Raw genomic sequence first — 18,416 nt, forward strand, 5'->3', positions numbered from 1 at the left:
CTTAGCTTTAATCAGTTATTTATTGTGCTACAAAAACTACGTTAATTAATGTGTTATAATCCGTTGGTGTTGAAATAACATCATAAGTCATAACGCCAACATTATTAACAACTACATTAGCAAAAACAGTTGTGTCATAATAAGTAACATAATAGTATAATTCATTATTTGCATACGTTGGTATTGTCGCTGGAGCACCTGCGCTTACTACTGCTGGCGTACCATATTGAGCTAAATACTCCGCATGTAAATTAATTGTTCTACCTGTACCGGTTGTTGCTACATCTACTTCTATGGAAGGTGGATAAAATATATCTGGTCTTGTATTGGCAATCAAATATGGATCAGCCGAAGTACCAGTACCCGTAACACTAATATCAGTATTTGGAGCAGCCTCAACTACAGTTTCAGCACCATTTGCTGTTGGTACGGAAAGGTTGTAATTAATCCCACTTTGAGTAACAGTTACCGAACCATTGGTTGATGTTATTGTCTGTATTTCGTTAGTTGAATTATTATCATTATCTGCGATTGACACTGTTCCACCACCGTTGGACAATATAACATTGGTTCCAGATCTATTTATTGTTTGAAGTTCATTAGTTGTACTTGAATCGGCGTCATTAACATTTAAAGTTATTGCATTTCCGCCAGAGATTGAAATTTGCCCTGCTGAACCTGTAGTTGCCAAAGTTTGATCGTCTGTTGCCGGATTACCTGCTGGACCAGTTGCTCCTGTTGCTCCCGCTGGACCTTGTGGACCTACAGGACCCTGTGCTCCCGTTGCGCCCGTTGGACCTACCGGACCTTGTGCTCCCGTTGCTCCATCATTACCATCCGCTCCCGCTGGGCCTACCGGACCTGCTGGACCTTGTGCTCCCGTTGCTCCGTCATTGCCATCCGCTCCCGCTGGACCTACAGGACCTGCTGGACCCTGTGCTCCTGTTGCTCCATCATTACCATCTGCTCCCGCTGGGCCTACTGGACCTGCTGGGCCCTGTGGACCTACCGGACCTTGTGCTCCCGTTGCTCCGTCATTACCATCCGCTCCCGCTGGGCCTACCGGACCTGCCGGACCTTGTGCTCCCGTTGCTCCGTCATTGCCATCCGCTCCCGCTGGTCCCTGTGGACCTGCTGGGCCCTGTGGACCTTGTGCTCCTGTTGCTCCTTGTGGACCTGCTGGACCTTGTGCTCCCGTTGCTCCGTCATTGCCATCTGCTCCTGCTGGGCCTACCGGACCTGCTGGACCTTGTGCTCCCGTTGCTCCGTCATTGCCATCCGCTCCTGCTGGGCCTACCGGACCTGCTGGACCTTGTGCTCCGTCATTGCCATCCGCTCCTGCTGGGCCTACCGGACCTGCTGGACCTTGTGCTCCCGTTGCTCCTGTTGCACCGTCATTGCCATCCGCTCCCGCTGGGCCTACCGGACCTGCTGGACCTTGTGCTCCCGTTGCTCCGTCATTGCCATCCGCTCCTACTGGGCCTACCGGACCTGCTGGACCTTGTGCTCCCGTTGCTCCGTCATTGCCATCCGCTCCCGCTGGACCTACAGGACCTGCTGGACCCTGTGCTCCTGTTGCTCCGTCATTGCCATCTGCTCCCGCTGGGCCTACTGGACCTGCTGGACCTTGTGCTCCTGTTGCTCCGTCATTGCCATCCGCTCCCGCTGGTCCCTGTGGACCTGCTGGGCCCTGTGGACCTACCGGACCTTGTGCTCCCGTTGCTCCGTCATTACCATCCGCTCCCGCTGGGCCTACCGGACCTGCCGGACCTTGTGCTCCCGTTGCTCCGTCATTGCCATCCGCTCCCGCTGGTCCCTGTGGACCTGCTGGGCCCTGTGGACCTTGTGCTCCTGTTGCTCCTTGTGGACCTGCTGGACCTTGTGCTCCCGTTGCTCCGTCATTGCCATCTGCTCCTGCTGGGCCTACTGGACCTGCTGGACCTTGTGCTCCCGTTGCTCCGTCATTGCCATCCGCTCCTGCTGGGCCTACCGGACCTGCTGGACCTTGTGCTCCGTCATTGCCATCCGCTCCTGCTGGGCCTACCGGACCTGCTGGACCTTGTGCTCCCGTTGCTCCGTCATTGCCATCCGCTCCTACTGGGCCTACCGGACCTGCTGGACCTGCTGGACCTTGCGCTCCCGTTGCTCCTGTTGCTCCGTCATTGCCATCCGCTCCCGCTGGTCCCTGTGGACCGGCTGGACCTTGTGCTCCTGTTGCTCCTTGTGGACCGGCTGGACCTTGTGCTCCCGTTGCTCCTGTTGCTCCTGTTGCTCCTGTTGCTCCGTCATTGCCATCCGCTCCCGCTGGTCCCTGTGGACCCGCTGGACCTTGAGGACCAGAATCTGGATCAACCCACGTATATATTCCTGAACCATCAGTAGAAAGTACCTGTCCATTATTACCACCTGTTGGTAATTCTATTTCATTTTGGTCGTCCTTATCACCGTCTATATAATCAACTGTGTAATTACCGTTAGAATCATTAGTAACGATAATATCGTTTATACCCACTACTGTTTCTCTATAGTCAGATAAATCTATTGCTGTAGCTGTTGGGTCATTCGTTAAGGAAAGATCATCTCCAATTAACTGTAAATCTTGAATTTCATTTGTATCATCATTAACATATGAACTTAAATCTATTGCATTTGAAGCTACTCCATTTAAAGTGCTTACTAATTCATCACTGCTATTTAAACTAAGTACATTGCTATTTATTATCGAAACTCCTGCCCCGGTAACTCCATCAACTGTTGTAGTCAAGGTGTTTACCGTACTTGTGTTAGAAACCGTAGTCGCTGGAATTAACGAACTTGGCGCTATATATTCCCAATCTGTTCCATTCCATTGTATTAAATCACCTGAGTTATTGCCTGCCGCTAATTTACCTAAGGTAACCGCATCATCTGACAAATCTGTAGTTTCTACTGCTCCAGGTGCTATCTCATTAGTTGTAATACCATTATCAGAAACTCTTAATCTTAATGGATTAACTGTACTTCCTGCTCCAGATAAAGTCAATGTTCCATTTGATGAACCAACCACTTCGTTGCCGATGATTCCGTCATTTTCTGTAACAGTTACTGAACCTAAATCCACTAAAGTCCACTCACTTCCGTCCCATTGCATTACTTGACCTGTGGCAGTTCCATTGGCTAACTTTTCTAAAGCAACAGCATCATCTGCTAGGTCTGAAGTACCTACTGCACCTGGGGCTATTTTATCCGTTGTGATGGCATTGTCCGATACATCCAAGGTGACATCCTTGAATACCGAATCGTCCCCACCTGTAATATCTATCGTACTGTTCGTTGACGAAATCGTTCCGTCCGCAATGGCCGATTCGTCAACTTCCAATGCTCCCGTGGTCGCATTCTGTATTAATCCCGATCCGGCTACATCACTGTTTATCGTGGCCGCATTTACCGCATCCGCTGCGATATCCGCACTCGCTATCGTACCGTCCAATATTTCCGCTGTCGTGATAGCATTATCCGCCATCTTTGCATTGGTTATTGCATTGTCCGATACATCCAAGGTGACATCCTTGAATACCGAATCGTCCCCGCCTGTAATATCTATCGTACTGTTCGTAGATGAAATCGTTCCGTCCGCAATGGCCGATTCATCAACTTCCAATGCTCCCGTGGTCGCATTCTGTATTAATCCCGATCCGGCTACATCACTGTTAATGGTCGCTGCATTCACTGCATCCGCTGCGATATCCGCACTCGCTATTGTACCGTCCAATATTTCCGCTGTCGTGATAGCATTATCCGCCATCTTTGCATTGGTTATTGCATTGTCCGATACATCCAAGGTGACATCCTTGAATACCGAATCGTCCCCGCCTGTAATATCTATGGTACTGTTCGTAGATGAAATCGTTCCGTCCGCAATGGCCGATTCGTCAACTTCCAATGCTCCCGTGGTCGCATTCTGTGCTAATCCCGCTCCGGCTACATCACTGTTTATCGTGGCCGCATTCACTGCATCCGCTGCGATATCCGCACTCGCTATTGTACCGTCCAATATTTCCGCTGTCGTGATAGCATTATCCGCCATCTTTGCATTGGTTATTGCATTGTCCGATACATCTAAAGTGACATCCTTGAATACCGAATCGTCCCCACCTGTAATATCTATGGTACTATTCGTTGACGAAATCGTTCCGTCCGCAATGGCCGATTCATCAACTTCTAATGCTCCTGTAGTTGCATTCTGTATTAATCCCGCTCCGGCTACATCACTGTTTATCGTGGCCGCATTCACTGCATCCGCTGCGATATCCGCACTCGCTATCGTACCGTCCAATATTTCCGCTGTCGTGATAGCATTATCCGCCATCTTTGCATTGGTTATTGCATTGTCCGATACATCCAAGGTGACATCCTTGAATACCGAATCGTCCCCGCCTGTAATATCTATCGTACTGTTCGTAGATGAAATCGTTCCGTCCGCAATGGCCGATTCATCAACTTCCAATGCTCCCGTGGTCGCATTCTGTGTTAATCCCGCTCCGGCTACATCACTGTTAATGGTCGCTGCATTTACAGCATCCGCCGCGATATCCGCACTGGCTATCGTACCGTCCAATATTTCCGCTGTCGTGATAGCATTATCCGCCATCTTTGAATTGGTTATTGCATTGTCAGCAATAGTAAGTGTTACATCGTTTAATGTGGAATTAGCTCCTCCTGTAACATCAATATCACTAGAGGTAATGCTTCCATCACCAATTATATCAGTAGGATCTACCGAAATAGTATATTCCGTATTATTTCCTGTTACCGAGGGTGTAACATTTACTCCTGTTCCTTCGACAACTGTCGTAGTTGTTTGGTTTGCCTGTATTGCCGGTGTTAAATCCAATGCTGTTGAAGCTTCTCCGTTTACCGTACTTACCAATTCATCACTGCCATTTAAACCAAGTACATTGCTATTTACTATCGAAACTCCTGCTCCGGTAACTCCATCAACTGTTGTAGTCAAGGTGTTTACCGTACTTGTGTTAGAAACCGTAGTCGCTGGAATTAAAGAACTTGGTGCTATATATTCCCAATCTGTTCCATTCCATTGTATTAAATCACCAGCATTATTTCCGTCTGCCAAATCAGCTGTTCCTACAGCTCCGTCTACAATATTTTCTGTATTTACTGAATTATCTGCTAATTCTGCATTTGTAATGGCATCTGCTGCAACATCTAAAGTAAATGGACTTACTGTTGTACCTGCACCCGAACGTATTAAAGTACCATCAGTTCCATTTACTACTTCATTCCCTATCACACCATCGTTTTCAGTTACTGTTACTGAACCTAAATCAACTAAGGCCCAATCAGTTCCGTCCCATTGCATTACTTGACCGGTGGCAGTTCCATTTGCTATCTTTTCTAATGCAACGGCATCATCTGCCAGGTCTGAAGTACCTACTGCACCTGGGGCTATTTTATCCGTTGTGATGGCATTATCCGATACATCTAAAGTAACATCCTTGAATACCGAATCGTCTCCGCCTGTAATATCTATTGTACTATTTGTAGATGAAATCGTTCCGTCCGCAATGGCCGATTCGTCAACTTCCAATGCTCCCGTGGTCGCATTCTGTGCTAATCCCGCCCCGGCTACATCACTATTAATGGTCACCGCATTTACTGCATCTGCTGCGATATCCGAAGATTCTACTGCACCTGTTGCTATTTTATCTGTAGTTATTGCATTATCTGAAACATCCAAGGTAACATCCTTGAATACCGAATCGTCCCCGCCTGTAATATCTATGGTACTGTTCGTAGATGAAATCGTTCCGTCCGCAATGGCCGATTCATCAACTTCCAATGCTCCCGTGGTCGCATTCTGTGCTAATCCCGCTCCGGCTACATCGCCATTTATTGTCGCTGCATTTACTGCATCTGCTGCGATATCTGCACTGGCTATTGTACCGTCTAAAATTTCTGTTGTTGTGATAGCATTATCCGCCATCTTTGCATTGGTTATTGCATTGTCCGAAACATCTAAAGTAACATCCTTGAATACCGAATCGTCTCCGCCTGTAATATCTATTGTACTATTTGTAGATGAAATTGTTCCGTCCGCAATGGCCGATTCGTCAACTTCCAATGCTCCCGTGGTCGCATTCTGTGCTAATCCCGCTCCGGCTACATCACTGTTTATCGTGGCCGCATTCACTGCATCCGCTGCGATATCCGCACTCGCTATGGTACCGTCCAATATTTCCGCTGTCGTGATAGCATTATCCGCCATCTTTGCATTGGTTATTGCATTGTCCGATACATCCAAGGTGACATCCTTGAATACCGAATCGTCCCCACCTGTAATATCTATGGTACTATTCGTTGACGAAATCGTTCCGTCCGCAATGGCCGATTCGTCAACTTCCAATGCTCCCGTGGTCGCATTCTGTGCTAATCCCGCTCCGGCTACATCACTGTTTATCGTGGCCGCATTCACTGCATCCGCTGCGATATCCGCACTCGCTATGGTACCGTCCAATATTTCCGCTGTCGTGATAGCATTATCCGCCATCTTTGCATTGGTTATTGCATTGTCCGATACATCCAAGGTGACATCCTTGAATACCGAATCGTCCCCACCTGTAATATCTATGGTACTATTCGTTGACGAAATCGTTCCATCCGCAATGGCCGACTCATCAACTTCCAATGCTCCCGTGGTCGCATTTTGTGCTAATCCCGCTCCGGCTACATCGCTGTTTATTGTTGCCGCATTTACTGCATCTGCTGCAATATCTGCACTGGCTATTGTACCGTCTAATATTTCCGCTGTAGTGATCGCATTATCCGCCATCTTTGCATTGGTTATTGCATTATCAGCAATAGTAAGTGTTACATCGTTTAATGTTGAATTCGCTCCTCCTGTAACATCAATATCACTAGAGGTAATGTTTCCATCACCAATTATATCAGTAGGATCTACCGAAATAGTATATTCCGTATTATTTCCTGTTACCGAGGGTGTAACATTTACTCCTGTTCCTTCGACAACTGTGGTGGTTGTTTGGTTTGCCTGTATTGCCGGTGTTAAATCCAATGCTGTTGAAGCTTCTCCGTTTACCGTACTTATCAATTCATCACTGCCATTTAAACCAAGTACATTGCTATTTACTATCGAAACTCCTGCCCCGGTAACTCCATCAACTGTTGTAGTCAAGGTGTTTACCGTACTTGTGTTAGAAACCGTAGTCGCTGGAATTAAAGAACTTGGTGCTATATATTCCCAATCTGTTCCATTCCATTGTATTAAATCACCAGAGTTATTACCAGCCGCTAATTTACCTAAGGTAACTGCGTCATCTGACAAATCTGTAGTTTCTACTGCTCCCGGTTCTATCTCATTCGTTGTAATCCCGTCATCCGAAACTCTTAATCTTAATGGATCACCTGTAGAACCTATTCCAGATAAAGTCAATGTTCCATTTGAAGAACCAACTACTTCGTTACCAATGATTCCGTCATTTTCTGTAACTGTTACTGAACCTAAATCTATTAGAGTCCACTCAGTTCCGTCCCATTGCATTACTTGACCGGTGGCACTACCATTTGCTAACTTTTCTAATGCAACAGCATCATCTGCCAGGTCTGAAGTACCTACTGCACCTGGGGCTATTTTATCCGTTGTGATGGCATTATCCGATACATCTAAAGTAACATCCTTGAATACCGAATCGTCTCCGCCTGTAATATCTATTGTACTATTTGTAGATGAAATCGTTCCGTCCGCAATGGCCGATTCGTCAACTTCCAATGCTCCCGTGGTCGCATTCTGTGTTAATCCTGCTCCGGCTACATCACTGTTTATCGTGGCCGCATTCACTGCATCCGCTGCGATATCCGCACTCGCAATTGTACCGTCCAATATTTCCACTGTCGTGATAGCATTATCCGCCATCTTTGCATTGGTTATTGCATTATCTGAAACATCTAAAGTAACATCCTTAAATACCGAATCGTCTCCGCCTGTAATATCTATGGTACTGTTCGTAGATGAAATCGTTCCATCCGCAATGGCCGATTCATCAACTTCCAATGCTCCCGTGGTCGCATTTTGCGTTAATCCCGCTCCGGCTACATCACTATTAATGGTCACCGCATTTACTGCATCTGCTGCGATATCCGAAGATTCTACTGCACCTGTTGCTATTTTATCTGTAGTTATTGCATTATCTGAAACATCCAAGGTGACATCCTTGAATACCGAATCGTCTCCGCCTGTAATATCTATTGTACTATTTGTAGATGAAATTGTTCCGTCCGCAATGGCCGACTCATCAACTTCCAATGCTCCCGTGGTCGCATTCTGTGTTAATCCCGCTCCGGCTACATCGCTGTTTATTGTTGCCGCATTTACTGCATCCGCCGCGATATCCGCACTCGCTATTGTACCGTCCAATATTTCCGCTGTCGTGATAGCATTATCCGCCATCTTTGCATTGGTTATTGCATTGTCCGATACATCTAAAGTGACATCCTTGAATACCGAATCGTCCCCACCTGTAATATCTATCGTACTGTTCGTTGACGAAATCGTTCCGTCCGCAATGGCCGATTCGTCAACTTCCAATGCTCCCGTGGTCGCATTCTGTGTTAATCCCGCTCCGGCTACATCGCCATTTATTGTGGCCGCATTCACTGCATCCGCTGCGATATCCGCACTCGCTATCGTACCGTCCAATATTTCCGCTGTCGTGATAGCATTATCCGCCATCTTTGCATTGGTTATTGCATTGTCCGATACATCCAAGGTGACATCCTTGAATACCGAATCGTCCCCGCCTGTAATATCTATCGTACTGTTCGTAGATGAAATCGTTCCGTCCGCAATGACTGATTCATCAACTTCCAATGCTCCCGTGGTCGCATTCTGTGTTAATCCCGCTCCGGCTACATCACTGTTAATGGTCGCTGCATTTACAGCATCCGCCGCGATATCCGCACTGGCTATCGTACCGTCCAATATTTCCGCTGTCGTGATAGCATTATCCGCCATCTTTGAATTGGTTATTGCATTGTCCGATACATCCAAGGTGACATCCTTGAACACTGAATCGTCCCCACCTGTAATATCTATCGTACTGTTCGTTGACGAAATCGTTCCGTCCGCAATGGCCGATTCGTCAACTTCCAATGCTCCCGTGGTCGCATTCTGTGTTAATCCCGCTCCGGCTACATCACTGTTTATCGTGGCCGCATTCACTGCATCCGCTGCGATATCCGCACTCGCTATTGTACCGTCCAATATTTCCGCTGTCGTGATAGCATTATCCGCCATCTTTGCATTGGTTATTGCATTGTCCGATACATCCAAGGTGACATCCTTGAACACTGAATCGTCCCCACCTGTAATATCTATCGTACTGTTCGTTGACGAAATCGTTCCGTCCGCAATGGCCGATTCGTCAACTTCCAATGCTCCCGTGGTCGCATTCTGTGTTAATCCCGCTCCGGCTACATCGCCGTTTATTGTGGCTGCATTTACCGCATCCGCCGCGATATCCGCACTGGCTATCGTACCGTCCAATATTTCCGCTGTCGTGATAGCATTATCCGCCATCTTTGAATTGGTTATTGCATTGTCAGCAATAGTAAGTGTTACATCGTTTAATGTTGAATTAGCTCCTCCTGTAACATCAATATCACTAGAGGTAATGCTTCCATCACCAATAATATCAGTAGGATCTACCGAAATAGTATATTCCGTATTATTTCCTGTTACCGAGGGTGTAACGTTTACTCCTGTTCCTTCGACAACTGTGGTGGTAAGTTCACTAGACGTGATAATACCGTCTAATTCTTCTAATGCAGATTGTACATTAGTTGTTGTAATATTTCCTGCCGGTGTAACCTCAACTTCACCTGCAATTTGATTATCGGTAACCATTGTCCAGATTGTACCATCATATACATACAACTCATTTGTTACAGTATCTAAATAGGTTACTCCCGGATTATCATTTGCCGGTACACCTACTGGTACTCCATTTCCACTGGTAGTAAGTTCGTTGGTTGGGTCAATATCTAAATCTAATGCATTGTTCGCAGCTAAATTTGCTATTGCTTCCTCTACAGTTGTTTCATTTACCGTATCACCATCTACATCTAACGGTGTAGTTAACAATACTTCGGTACCTTCTTGATTATCGGTAACCATTGTCCAATTTGTACCATCATATACATACAACTCATTTGTTGCAGTATCTAAATAGGTTACTCCCGGATTATCATTTGCCGGTGCAGCTACTGGTGCTCCATTTCCACTAGTTGTAAGTTCGTTGGTTGGGTCAATATCTAAATCTAATGCATTGTTCGCAGCTAAATTTGCTATTGCTTCCTCTACAGTTGTTTCATTTACCGTATCACCATCTACATCTAACGGTGTAGTTAACAATACTTCGGTACCTTCTTGATTATCGGTAACCATTGTCCAATTTGTACCATCATATACATACAACTCATTTGTTGCAGTATCTAAATAGGTTACTCCCGGATTATCATTTGCCGGTGCACCTACTGGTACTCCATTTCCACTAGTTGTAAGTTCGTTGGTTGGGTCAATATCTAAATCTAATGCATTGTTCGCAGCTAAATTTGCTATTGCTTCCTCTACAGTTGTTTCATTTACCGTATCACCATCTACATCTAACGGTGTAGTTAACAATACTTCGGTACCTTCTTGATTATCTGTGTTTACCAATGCAGCAATATCTGCTAATGGAACAGAAACAATATTATTTTCAGAATCGATTATGTCTAACGTACCATTTGTACTATTAACCGTAAAAGTAACATTTGTGGTATTGGTATCAACTACCGCAGCAATATCAACCAAAGGAATTGAAACTGTATTTAAATCGCTATCTGTTAAAATAAGACTAATACCATCTTCTGTTAATGAAGCATTGGTGGTATTAGCATCCGTAGATGTCAACTCCCATGAATTACCATCCCAGAAATAAATAGTTCCAGAATCAGTATTCACATATAAATCTCCTAAATCAGCACCAGTTGGTGTTACTGCTCCTGGTGCAGAAACATCAGTACCCTGTAACACTTCGCAATTACATTGATCCTCTAACGTAACTGTGGTTTGAGCTATAGAAATGCCTGACAACAGTAAAGCAAATATTACCATTAGGCCTTTAATGGATTTACCTAGGGTTATAGTAGTTTGACTCTTCATACTTTTAATATTCAATTCCACCTTCAAAAATTCTTTGGTCATATAGGTTTTTCAATATGTTCATTCCAAAAAGATCTATTCTGTTTTTTTACAATATGGATCTATGGTATTCACATTACACAAATATTAATTATAAGTAGTGCACCTTAAAATAAATGTTGTGTAGAGAGATATTTACACAGTATACATAGATAAACATGAGGTTTGAATTCATAATTGTTACTGTAAATGAGAATGTTGTTTATCGAGAATACACTGTATTTTCAGTACTTAGGAAAGCAAAAACAAGCTAATGGTCCTTTAGCTTTTACTTATAAAATCAGGTAAAAAAATCTGGGAAGATCATTATTAAAAACATAAATTCAGTCCTAAAATTTTTGCTCATGGACTATTTCTTTGTTAGCAAATTATTAAAATTTAGCCTCTAAATAAGAGACATAAAAAACAATAATGTTGTCTTTAATTAGACTTGATTCGATATGTGATTCTTCTATTCGTAATTACAGTATATGCTGAAATCACAACCATTGGTGAAAATTCAGAAGTAGAATTTGACCTTGTCCCTGTGGTTGTAATTTGATCTCCCAAAACAGTACCAGAAGGCAATGGAAATACAAATTTGTATTTGTTGGTATTGTCTGTATTACCATCATCATCTAAATAAGACGAGATAGATCCATCTTGATCAGCGGCACTACCTTCAACAGCCGAACCTATATAAGTTTGCCCCTCACCATAATCTTGAGATAAACCTAATTGATTATCTCCTAATAGTGCGGAACCTTCATTAATATCAGTAAAAAATACTTCTACAGTAGTTCCTGAAGCCGCCCAACCTGTTACTACTAAATTAGTACCAGAAATATACGCTCCTGAAATGACAGGAAAATTCTCTCGATTATTTGGACCTGAATCAGAATCAGAACTATCGTTTAAAGTAACCCCATCATTATTTAAATCTATACCTAGAGCATCACTAACAGTACCATTTGCATATATAGAATTCTGACTAATTCGGTTAGATACTCCACCAATTATACTAATACCAGCACCTCCATTTGAATATATCTTATTGCTTATTATCTCCGAACCATCACCTGCTAACCTAATAGCCATTTGTTGAGGGCTACCCGTACAATTTCCCCCATTCTGCCCTGAACTAGTTAAGGAATTTTCAGATATAATTACGCCACCAGAAATAGCTTCACCATCTATAGCTGTTGATGCAGATGTATCAATAAGGTTTTGTAGAATCTGTATCCCTGATCCACCAGTGAGTAAAATTGCATCATCACAAGCTGCATTACCATTATTAGCAAGATGATTGTTTTGGATAATGCTAGATGTTCCTCCGTTAACTAAAATTGCGTTGTCTCCAGAATTTGCAATATAATTGCCATCGGCAGTTAAATTACCCGATAAATTCTCTATGCCTATATTTAAATCGTTTGTAGTTATTCCGGTAGCATCTAAACCAATTATATTATTTGATACGGATAAAGAACCGCCATCAACCCTAATTCCTGAATTACTGCTCGCAAAAATTGATAAATTCCTTATTCCTACATTCGTTCCAGAAGTTCTAAAAACATCACCATTATCCCGATGAACTTGTATTTCTGGTCTATTAAAGTTTGGCAATACCGAATTGGAAACACCGACGGTATTTCCTCCAGAACCCAAAACTCCTACATTTGTATCTCCTGAATATGCGGTTTGGGTGCGCCCATCAATTATAGTATTATCTCCGGTAACAATTGATAAAGGATTGCCATTTGATAATAAAATATCAAAATAGCCATTTGAAAAATTGGAGTCAGCTGTTCTGCCAAAACTATCTCCAGAAGGTGGTATCATAAAAATAGAAACATCGTCACCTAAGGCTGGATTAAACATACTATTAGCTTCTATATTTAACGTACTCTCATCTAAAGCATTAGAATTTAGGATAAACTGCTCCAAGGAACCTTGTCCATTTTCATTAGTATTTACTATAGTATTAAAATTAAAGCCAAAATCAATGCCTGTTACCCCGTTACTTGCAACGGTTACTTCGGAAATTGATTGTGCATTGTTTAGTATTCCCAAAGCAGCATCTATTGAAGCAGCAGGATTTGCACCTCCTATCTCTGTAGTCACTTCCGTAACTGTAGTTGCATTTCCATAACTTCTAAAGGTTTGAATAGGAAAACATGTACCACAATTTAGACCTCCTGTTCTATTAGAGCTTACGGTATTATTTACAACTTTTACGAAGTAATCGCCATCTTCCATTCCACCAAATGAATAATCACCATTTATATTGGTGGTTTTTCGTTCTACGAAAGTTCCATTATCTTCAAAAAGTTCAACTATTGCACCTGAAACTCCAGTGCCAGATGACAGTGTTTGATTTCTACCATTGCCGCCTGGATAATTCATATCCTCGAATACGGTACCAGCAATTAAGTTAGATGGTACTTTAATTACCACTACATTATTTATAACAAAATCTTGAGCCATATCTACATTGGCCGTAACTTGTGAATCACCTGGTGATATGTATGTTGAGATATCATAAGTATCCAAATCAACACCATATATATTGGGGGTGTTGTATACAGGTGATATGGTGTTATCATATATAGTTGAATTATAAGCGTTATTACCTGGATTGCCCCCATCACCTGTTAAATTAAAAGTGTTAGCGCTTTCATTGGTAATAGAAAGAGCCTCAGGGTTGGTACCAGTGTTCCCATCCAAAGACGCATCTCCTTCCCAAGATAAAAATGTTGCCTTGGCTCCAACACCCGCAATAGCGTAAAATGAATCTAGCGTAAAAGAAGTTCCTTCATTTGACAGCCCATCGAAACCCTGATAGAGGTTAATATTTACTGCTGGCAAGGACTGGTCCTCATAGAAAACCATTAATGACCATCCTCCCAATGTGGTAGCCCTAGTATAATAGCTTCCCGTGTTGTCTATACTTAAATTTGAAAAATCAAAAACATTGGTGTTTAAATTTCCTATACCACTTATAATATTGGTAACATCACTAACATAGCCATAAAAACTCATATCCTCCAATACCGTTTGATATACAAAATTAGCCGATACTGTTTGACCCTCAAATGTTACGTTTTCATCTCTAGTACCACCAGAATGTGCCCAATACAAATAAGCTTTTTCTACTACGCCAGTATTGGGTATAATAGATGTCAACTGATTAGAGGAATTAGTGGTTATTGCAGCAGATGTTGCCCTCGAATCATTATTTCCAGTTCTTAAAGTACCCCCTGTGGTTGCATAGTCGTATCTACCATCAAATTGGTTAAAGAGGGTCAATGGAACATTTGCCAAAATCTGTGAATTAATTGTTCCTTCACCCGTATCACTAAAATTAACTTGACCGTTTGGTGCATTGGCACTTGTAAATTCAATGAAGAAATTTTCATCTAATTCAGGTATTCCATCATTTGTAATGGGTACAGAAATTGTCCTTTGATTCCCAATTGCTCCGCTAAATGTAAGTGTTCCTGTAGTTGTTGTAAAATCACTACCTCCAATAGCAGAGCCATTAACAGTAGTATAATTAACCGTAAATTGTGTATTTACAAAACCAAATAAGAAAATATTTATTCCGTGCGCTGCCCTTGTTGAAGTTACGGTAAAAACCATATTACCTCCATCTTCTGCCAACGATACATCGTTTATAACTAATAAAGGCCCCTCTTCAAAGCAGTTAATTTCTGCTTCAAAACCTGTTCCCGTATTAGAATTGTTAGATACAAACCTAAAAGTTAAGCACCCCGTACCTCCATTTGATGCATTTATAATTGATGGAATATTATTATTGTCATATTGCCCTATTAAAGAAGCACTTGTTGAACTACCATCATAAATAAACAAGGAATCACCTGAGCGTACATCAAAACTTGTAAATGTAACAGAAACATAATCAGTACCAGGCTCTGGGCAAAGTGTATGTATAACATTTTCATTATTACCATAGTCTCCAAAACTACCGGGATCTAAAAAAACCAAACCACAATCATTAGATGTAGTTCCGTTGGTCATTGAAATAGAATCATCATCAGTAATAGTTGCAGTACCAAAATCTGAAATATCAACAGCGGGATCCGTAGATGAAATCAATTGCAAGAAAAAAGTTTCTGAATTTTCCAATAATGTATCATCTAATATACTGATAGTTACAGTCCTGGATCTACCAGTTTGCCCATTAAAATTAAGGGTATTTGTATCCGAAGTATAATCAGAACCAAAATCAGCTGAACCATTAGCAGTTTGATATGTAACAACATATGGCCCTGATGCAGCAATATTATTATGTGTTACGGTAAAAGTAACGCTACCGCCATCTTCATTAACAATTACATCATTAATTTCAAGAGCTGGTGTTGGCGGTATAGTTGTAGTAGTAATTTGAAAATTGTCTATATATGCATATTGATTGCTATTCCAGTTAGTATTTGTTTTTGCAAATCTTACGGTTGTATTTGCAGAAATAAAAGATGTAATATCTTGATTGAATGTACCAGTTGTATTACCCGTTATTGTACCTACCGAGGTGTAACTAGCTCCGCCATTACTTGACACTTGGACATCCAAAGCCCTACTTCCAGACAGGTTTACCGATTGCCAATTAAAAGATAGTGTCGCTGATGAAGCACTAGATAAATTAGCTGATCTACGAATATTTTCATTATATAAATAATATAATTCTAATCTATTACTATTAATTCTTAAGTATTGAGCCGTTGGTCCAGCATTTGAATCACCGGTTTCTATCCAATCAGTAGAAAAATTTTGAGTACCATTATTATTAGAATAAGACACGTTACTAAAATTATCTAAATATGTTTCTTGACTATAGAAACTAATTGTAGAGAATAACATTAAGAAACAATAAATATGTTTTAAGCTCATAATCATGTAAATGGAATATTGATTATTAGAATACTATTTTCTAATCAATAACAACCATAAAAATAACTAGGTAATTTGCCTAAGCCTAAAAATTGTTGTGAAGCTAGAATATTACCAAGTGAATGAGTAGAATACCGCTGTCAACACAAAACTTATTTATTAAAATACTTATAATGTACAGGAGTATTTCATCTATTAGGTACTAAAAACTATAGACTTTTATAAAAATATTCTTATTATAAATGATATTAATAATTGTTTTACTCACTTATTTAAAACGAAAAAGCATCCAAATATTTGAATGCTTTTAATTATAAAAATTTATTAGAATTTATTCAAGAATTATGAACTCTGACCTTCTGTTTATATCGTGTTTAACTGCACTACATTTAACCCCGTCAGTACATTCATTTAGTAATTTGGTTTCACCGAAGCCTTCACTTACTAGTCGATCTGAAGAAATACCTTTTTTTATCATATAATTTACTGTAGACTCTGCCCTTTTTTGAGATAACCATAGGTTATATGCTGCTGGCCCTCTACTATCGGTATGAGAATTTACTTTTAATTTTAAACTTGGATATTTTTCCATAGCCGCAATTACTTTTTCAATCTCCACTTCAGAATCCTTTCTAATGTTATATTTATCAAAATCGAAATATATAGTACTTAACTGTAATAGTTTGGCCAAATCATCACCGAAACCAGCTGTAATTTGATCTCTTTCTAGATAAAAATCAATGATTTTAGGTTTACCATCAGAAACGCCTAAATATTCTTCAAACGGAATGTATCCTTCCATTAATGCTCTAACAAAATTACCCTTATTACAGTCTAATTCTAGACTATATGTTCCGTCAGAATCCGTAATCGTTGATAATAGTTCTTCATTATTCTCATCAATTACTTTTATTGTTGCACCTACCAATACTTCATTTGTAATTTTATCTCTTACTGTACCCGTAACTTGTTGGATACAATCAAAAACCAAAGGTCTAGTTTCTGTTAAACTATAAATATCATCGTATCCTAAACCTTCTTCTCTATTTGATGCTACATAACCTGTTCTTAATTCTTCATTAAATATGAAGGTGAAATCATCACTATTACTGTTTACTGGTTTACCTACATTTAAAACTTTACCTGTAAAATCTTGTCTTTTTATTTTTGTTGCAAAAACATCTAAACCACCAAGACCTGGATGCCCATCTGAAGAAAAATATAAAATCTCCTCACTTGTTATATAAGGAAAAGTTTCTCTTGCTTCGGTATTAATGTTTGGTCCTAAATTTTGTGGTGATCCAAATGTATTATCCTGATTGATGGTCACAAAAAATAAATCGGACTCCCCAACTGTACCTGGCATATCCGAAACAAAATATAATGTTTTCTCATCAGCACTTAAAGCTGGGTTAGCAACAGAATAAGAATCACTATTAAATGGCAATTCTTCGATTTCATCCCAGGCTCCCTCCTCATTTAATTTTGCTCGGAAAATTTTTAATCGAACAATTCCTTTATCATCTTTTATAGTTTTCTTCTTTTCAGAATTATTTCTAGTAAAGTATAACGTTTTACCATCTTTGGTTACTACTGAAGTTGACTCATGATACCGAGTATTTACGTTTTCATCTAATTTCTTTGCTTTGTTTATTGATGAACTATCTGCATTTACCTCATATAAGTCTAAAAAATCCTTAGCATTCCAAGTATGACGATATCTAGCAAAATTACCTGTATCCCTATCCGACGAAAAGATCAAACCTTCTTTATAAAAGGAAGGAGCAAATTCTGAATAGGGGGAATTAAATTCAAATGGTCCAAGAATATATCTTCCTGAATTATCTTCTATTTCTTTTTTAAAATTACGATCATTACTAAATGCGGTTGCACGAACGTCACTTTTGGTCATTTCCTTAAACTTGCTCATTATCATACCAGAAGTATCATAATCTCCTAATGTTTTTAATGTTTGCGCATATTTAAAATAATCTTCGGCTGTTGTTTCGTCGGGAAATTCAGACATTAATTTCATATACGTATCACCTGCATCTTTATATTCTGCATTGTAATAATAAGAATCCCCTAATTTTCTTAATAAATCTGCAGATGAATAGCCCTTTTCCAATACTTTTTTATAAATATCAATTGCTGGCCTAAACGAATATGCTTCGAATTTTTCATTTCCTTTTTCTATTAACCGTTCTTGAGCCTCGGCTAATCCATGAAATAAAAATAAGATTACTATAATATACTTTACTTTATGTTTCAT

3 protein-coding genes are annotated in these 18,416 nt (G+C 40.9%); all 3 read right to left on the bottom strand.

From position 1 onward, the window contains the following. Positions 1 to 19 precede the first annotated feature (19 nt). The 3 genes from BTR34_RS03260 to BTR34_RS03270 all read right to left on the bottom strand — a co-directional run bounded on the left by BTR34_RS03260 (position 20) and on the right by BTR34_RS03270 (position 18,416). Positions 20 to 11,260: a collagen-like protein gene (locus tag BTR34_RS03260; RefSeq protein WP_074472092.1), complete on the bottom strand. Its 11,241-nt coding sequence runs from the start codon at positions 11,258 to 11,260 to the stop codon at positions 20 to 22. A 417-nt stretch (positions 11,261 to 11,677) separates the two neighbouring features. After that, a complete protein-coding gene (locus tag BTR34_RS03265) occupies positions 11,678 to 16,144 on the bottom strand; it encodes a beta strand repeat-containing protein (RefSeq protein ID WP_082960184.1) in 4,467 nt (1,488 codons plus the stop codon). Positions 16,145 to 16,475: 331 nt separating this feature from the next. Continuing rightward, positions 16,476 to 18,416, bottom strand: a complete 1,941-nt coding sequence (locus BTR34_RS03270; RefSeq protein WP_068485153.1) for an OmpA family protein — start codon at positions 18,414 to 18,416, stop codon at positions 16,476 to 16,478.

The sequence above is a fragment of the Maribacter hydrothermalis genome, assembly GCF_001913155.1.
GTDB classification, from domain to species: Bacteria; Bacteroidota; Bacteroidia; order Flavobacteriales; family Flavobacteriaceae; genus Maribacter; species Maribacter hydrothermalis.

Excerpts from the sequence above, each read along its gene's own strand:
- BTR34_RS03260 (WP_074472092.1), bottom strand. The coding sequence starts at position 11,260 with ATGACCAAAGAATTTTTGAAGGTGGAATTGAATATTAAAAGTATGAAG.
- BTR34_RS03265 (WP_082960184.1), bottom strand. The coding sequence starts at position 16,144 with ATGAGCTTAAAACATATTTATTGTTTCTTAATGTTATTCTCTACAATT.
- BTR34_RS03270 (WP_068485153.1), bottom strand. The coding sequence starts at position 18,416 with ATGAAACATAAAGTAAAGTATATTATAGTAATCTTATTTTTATTTCAT.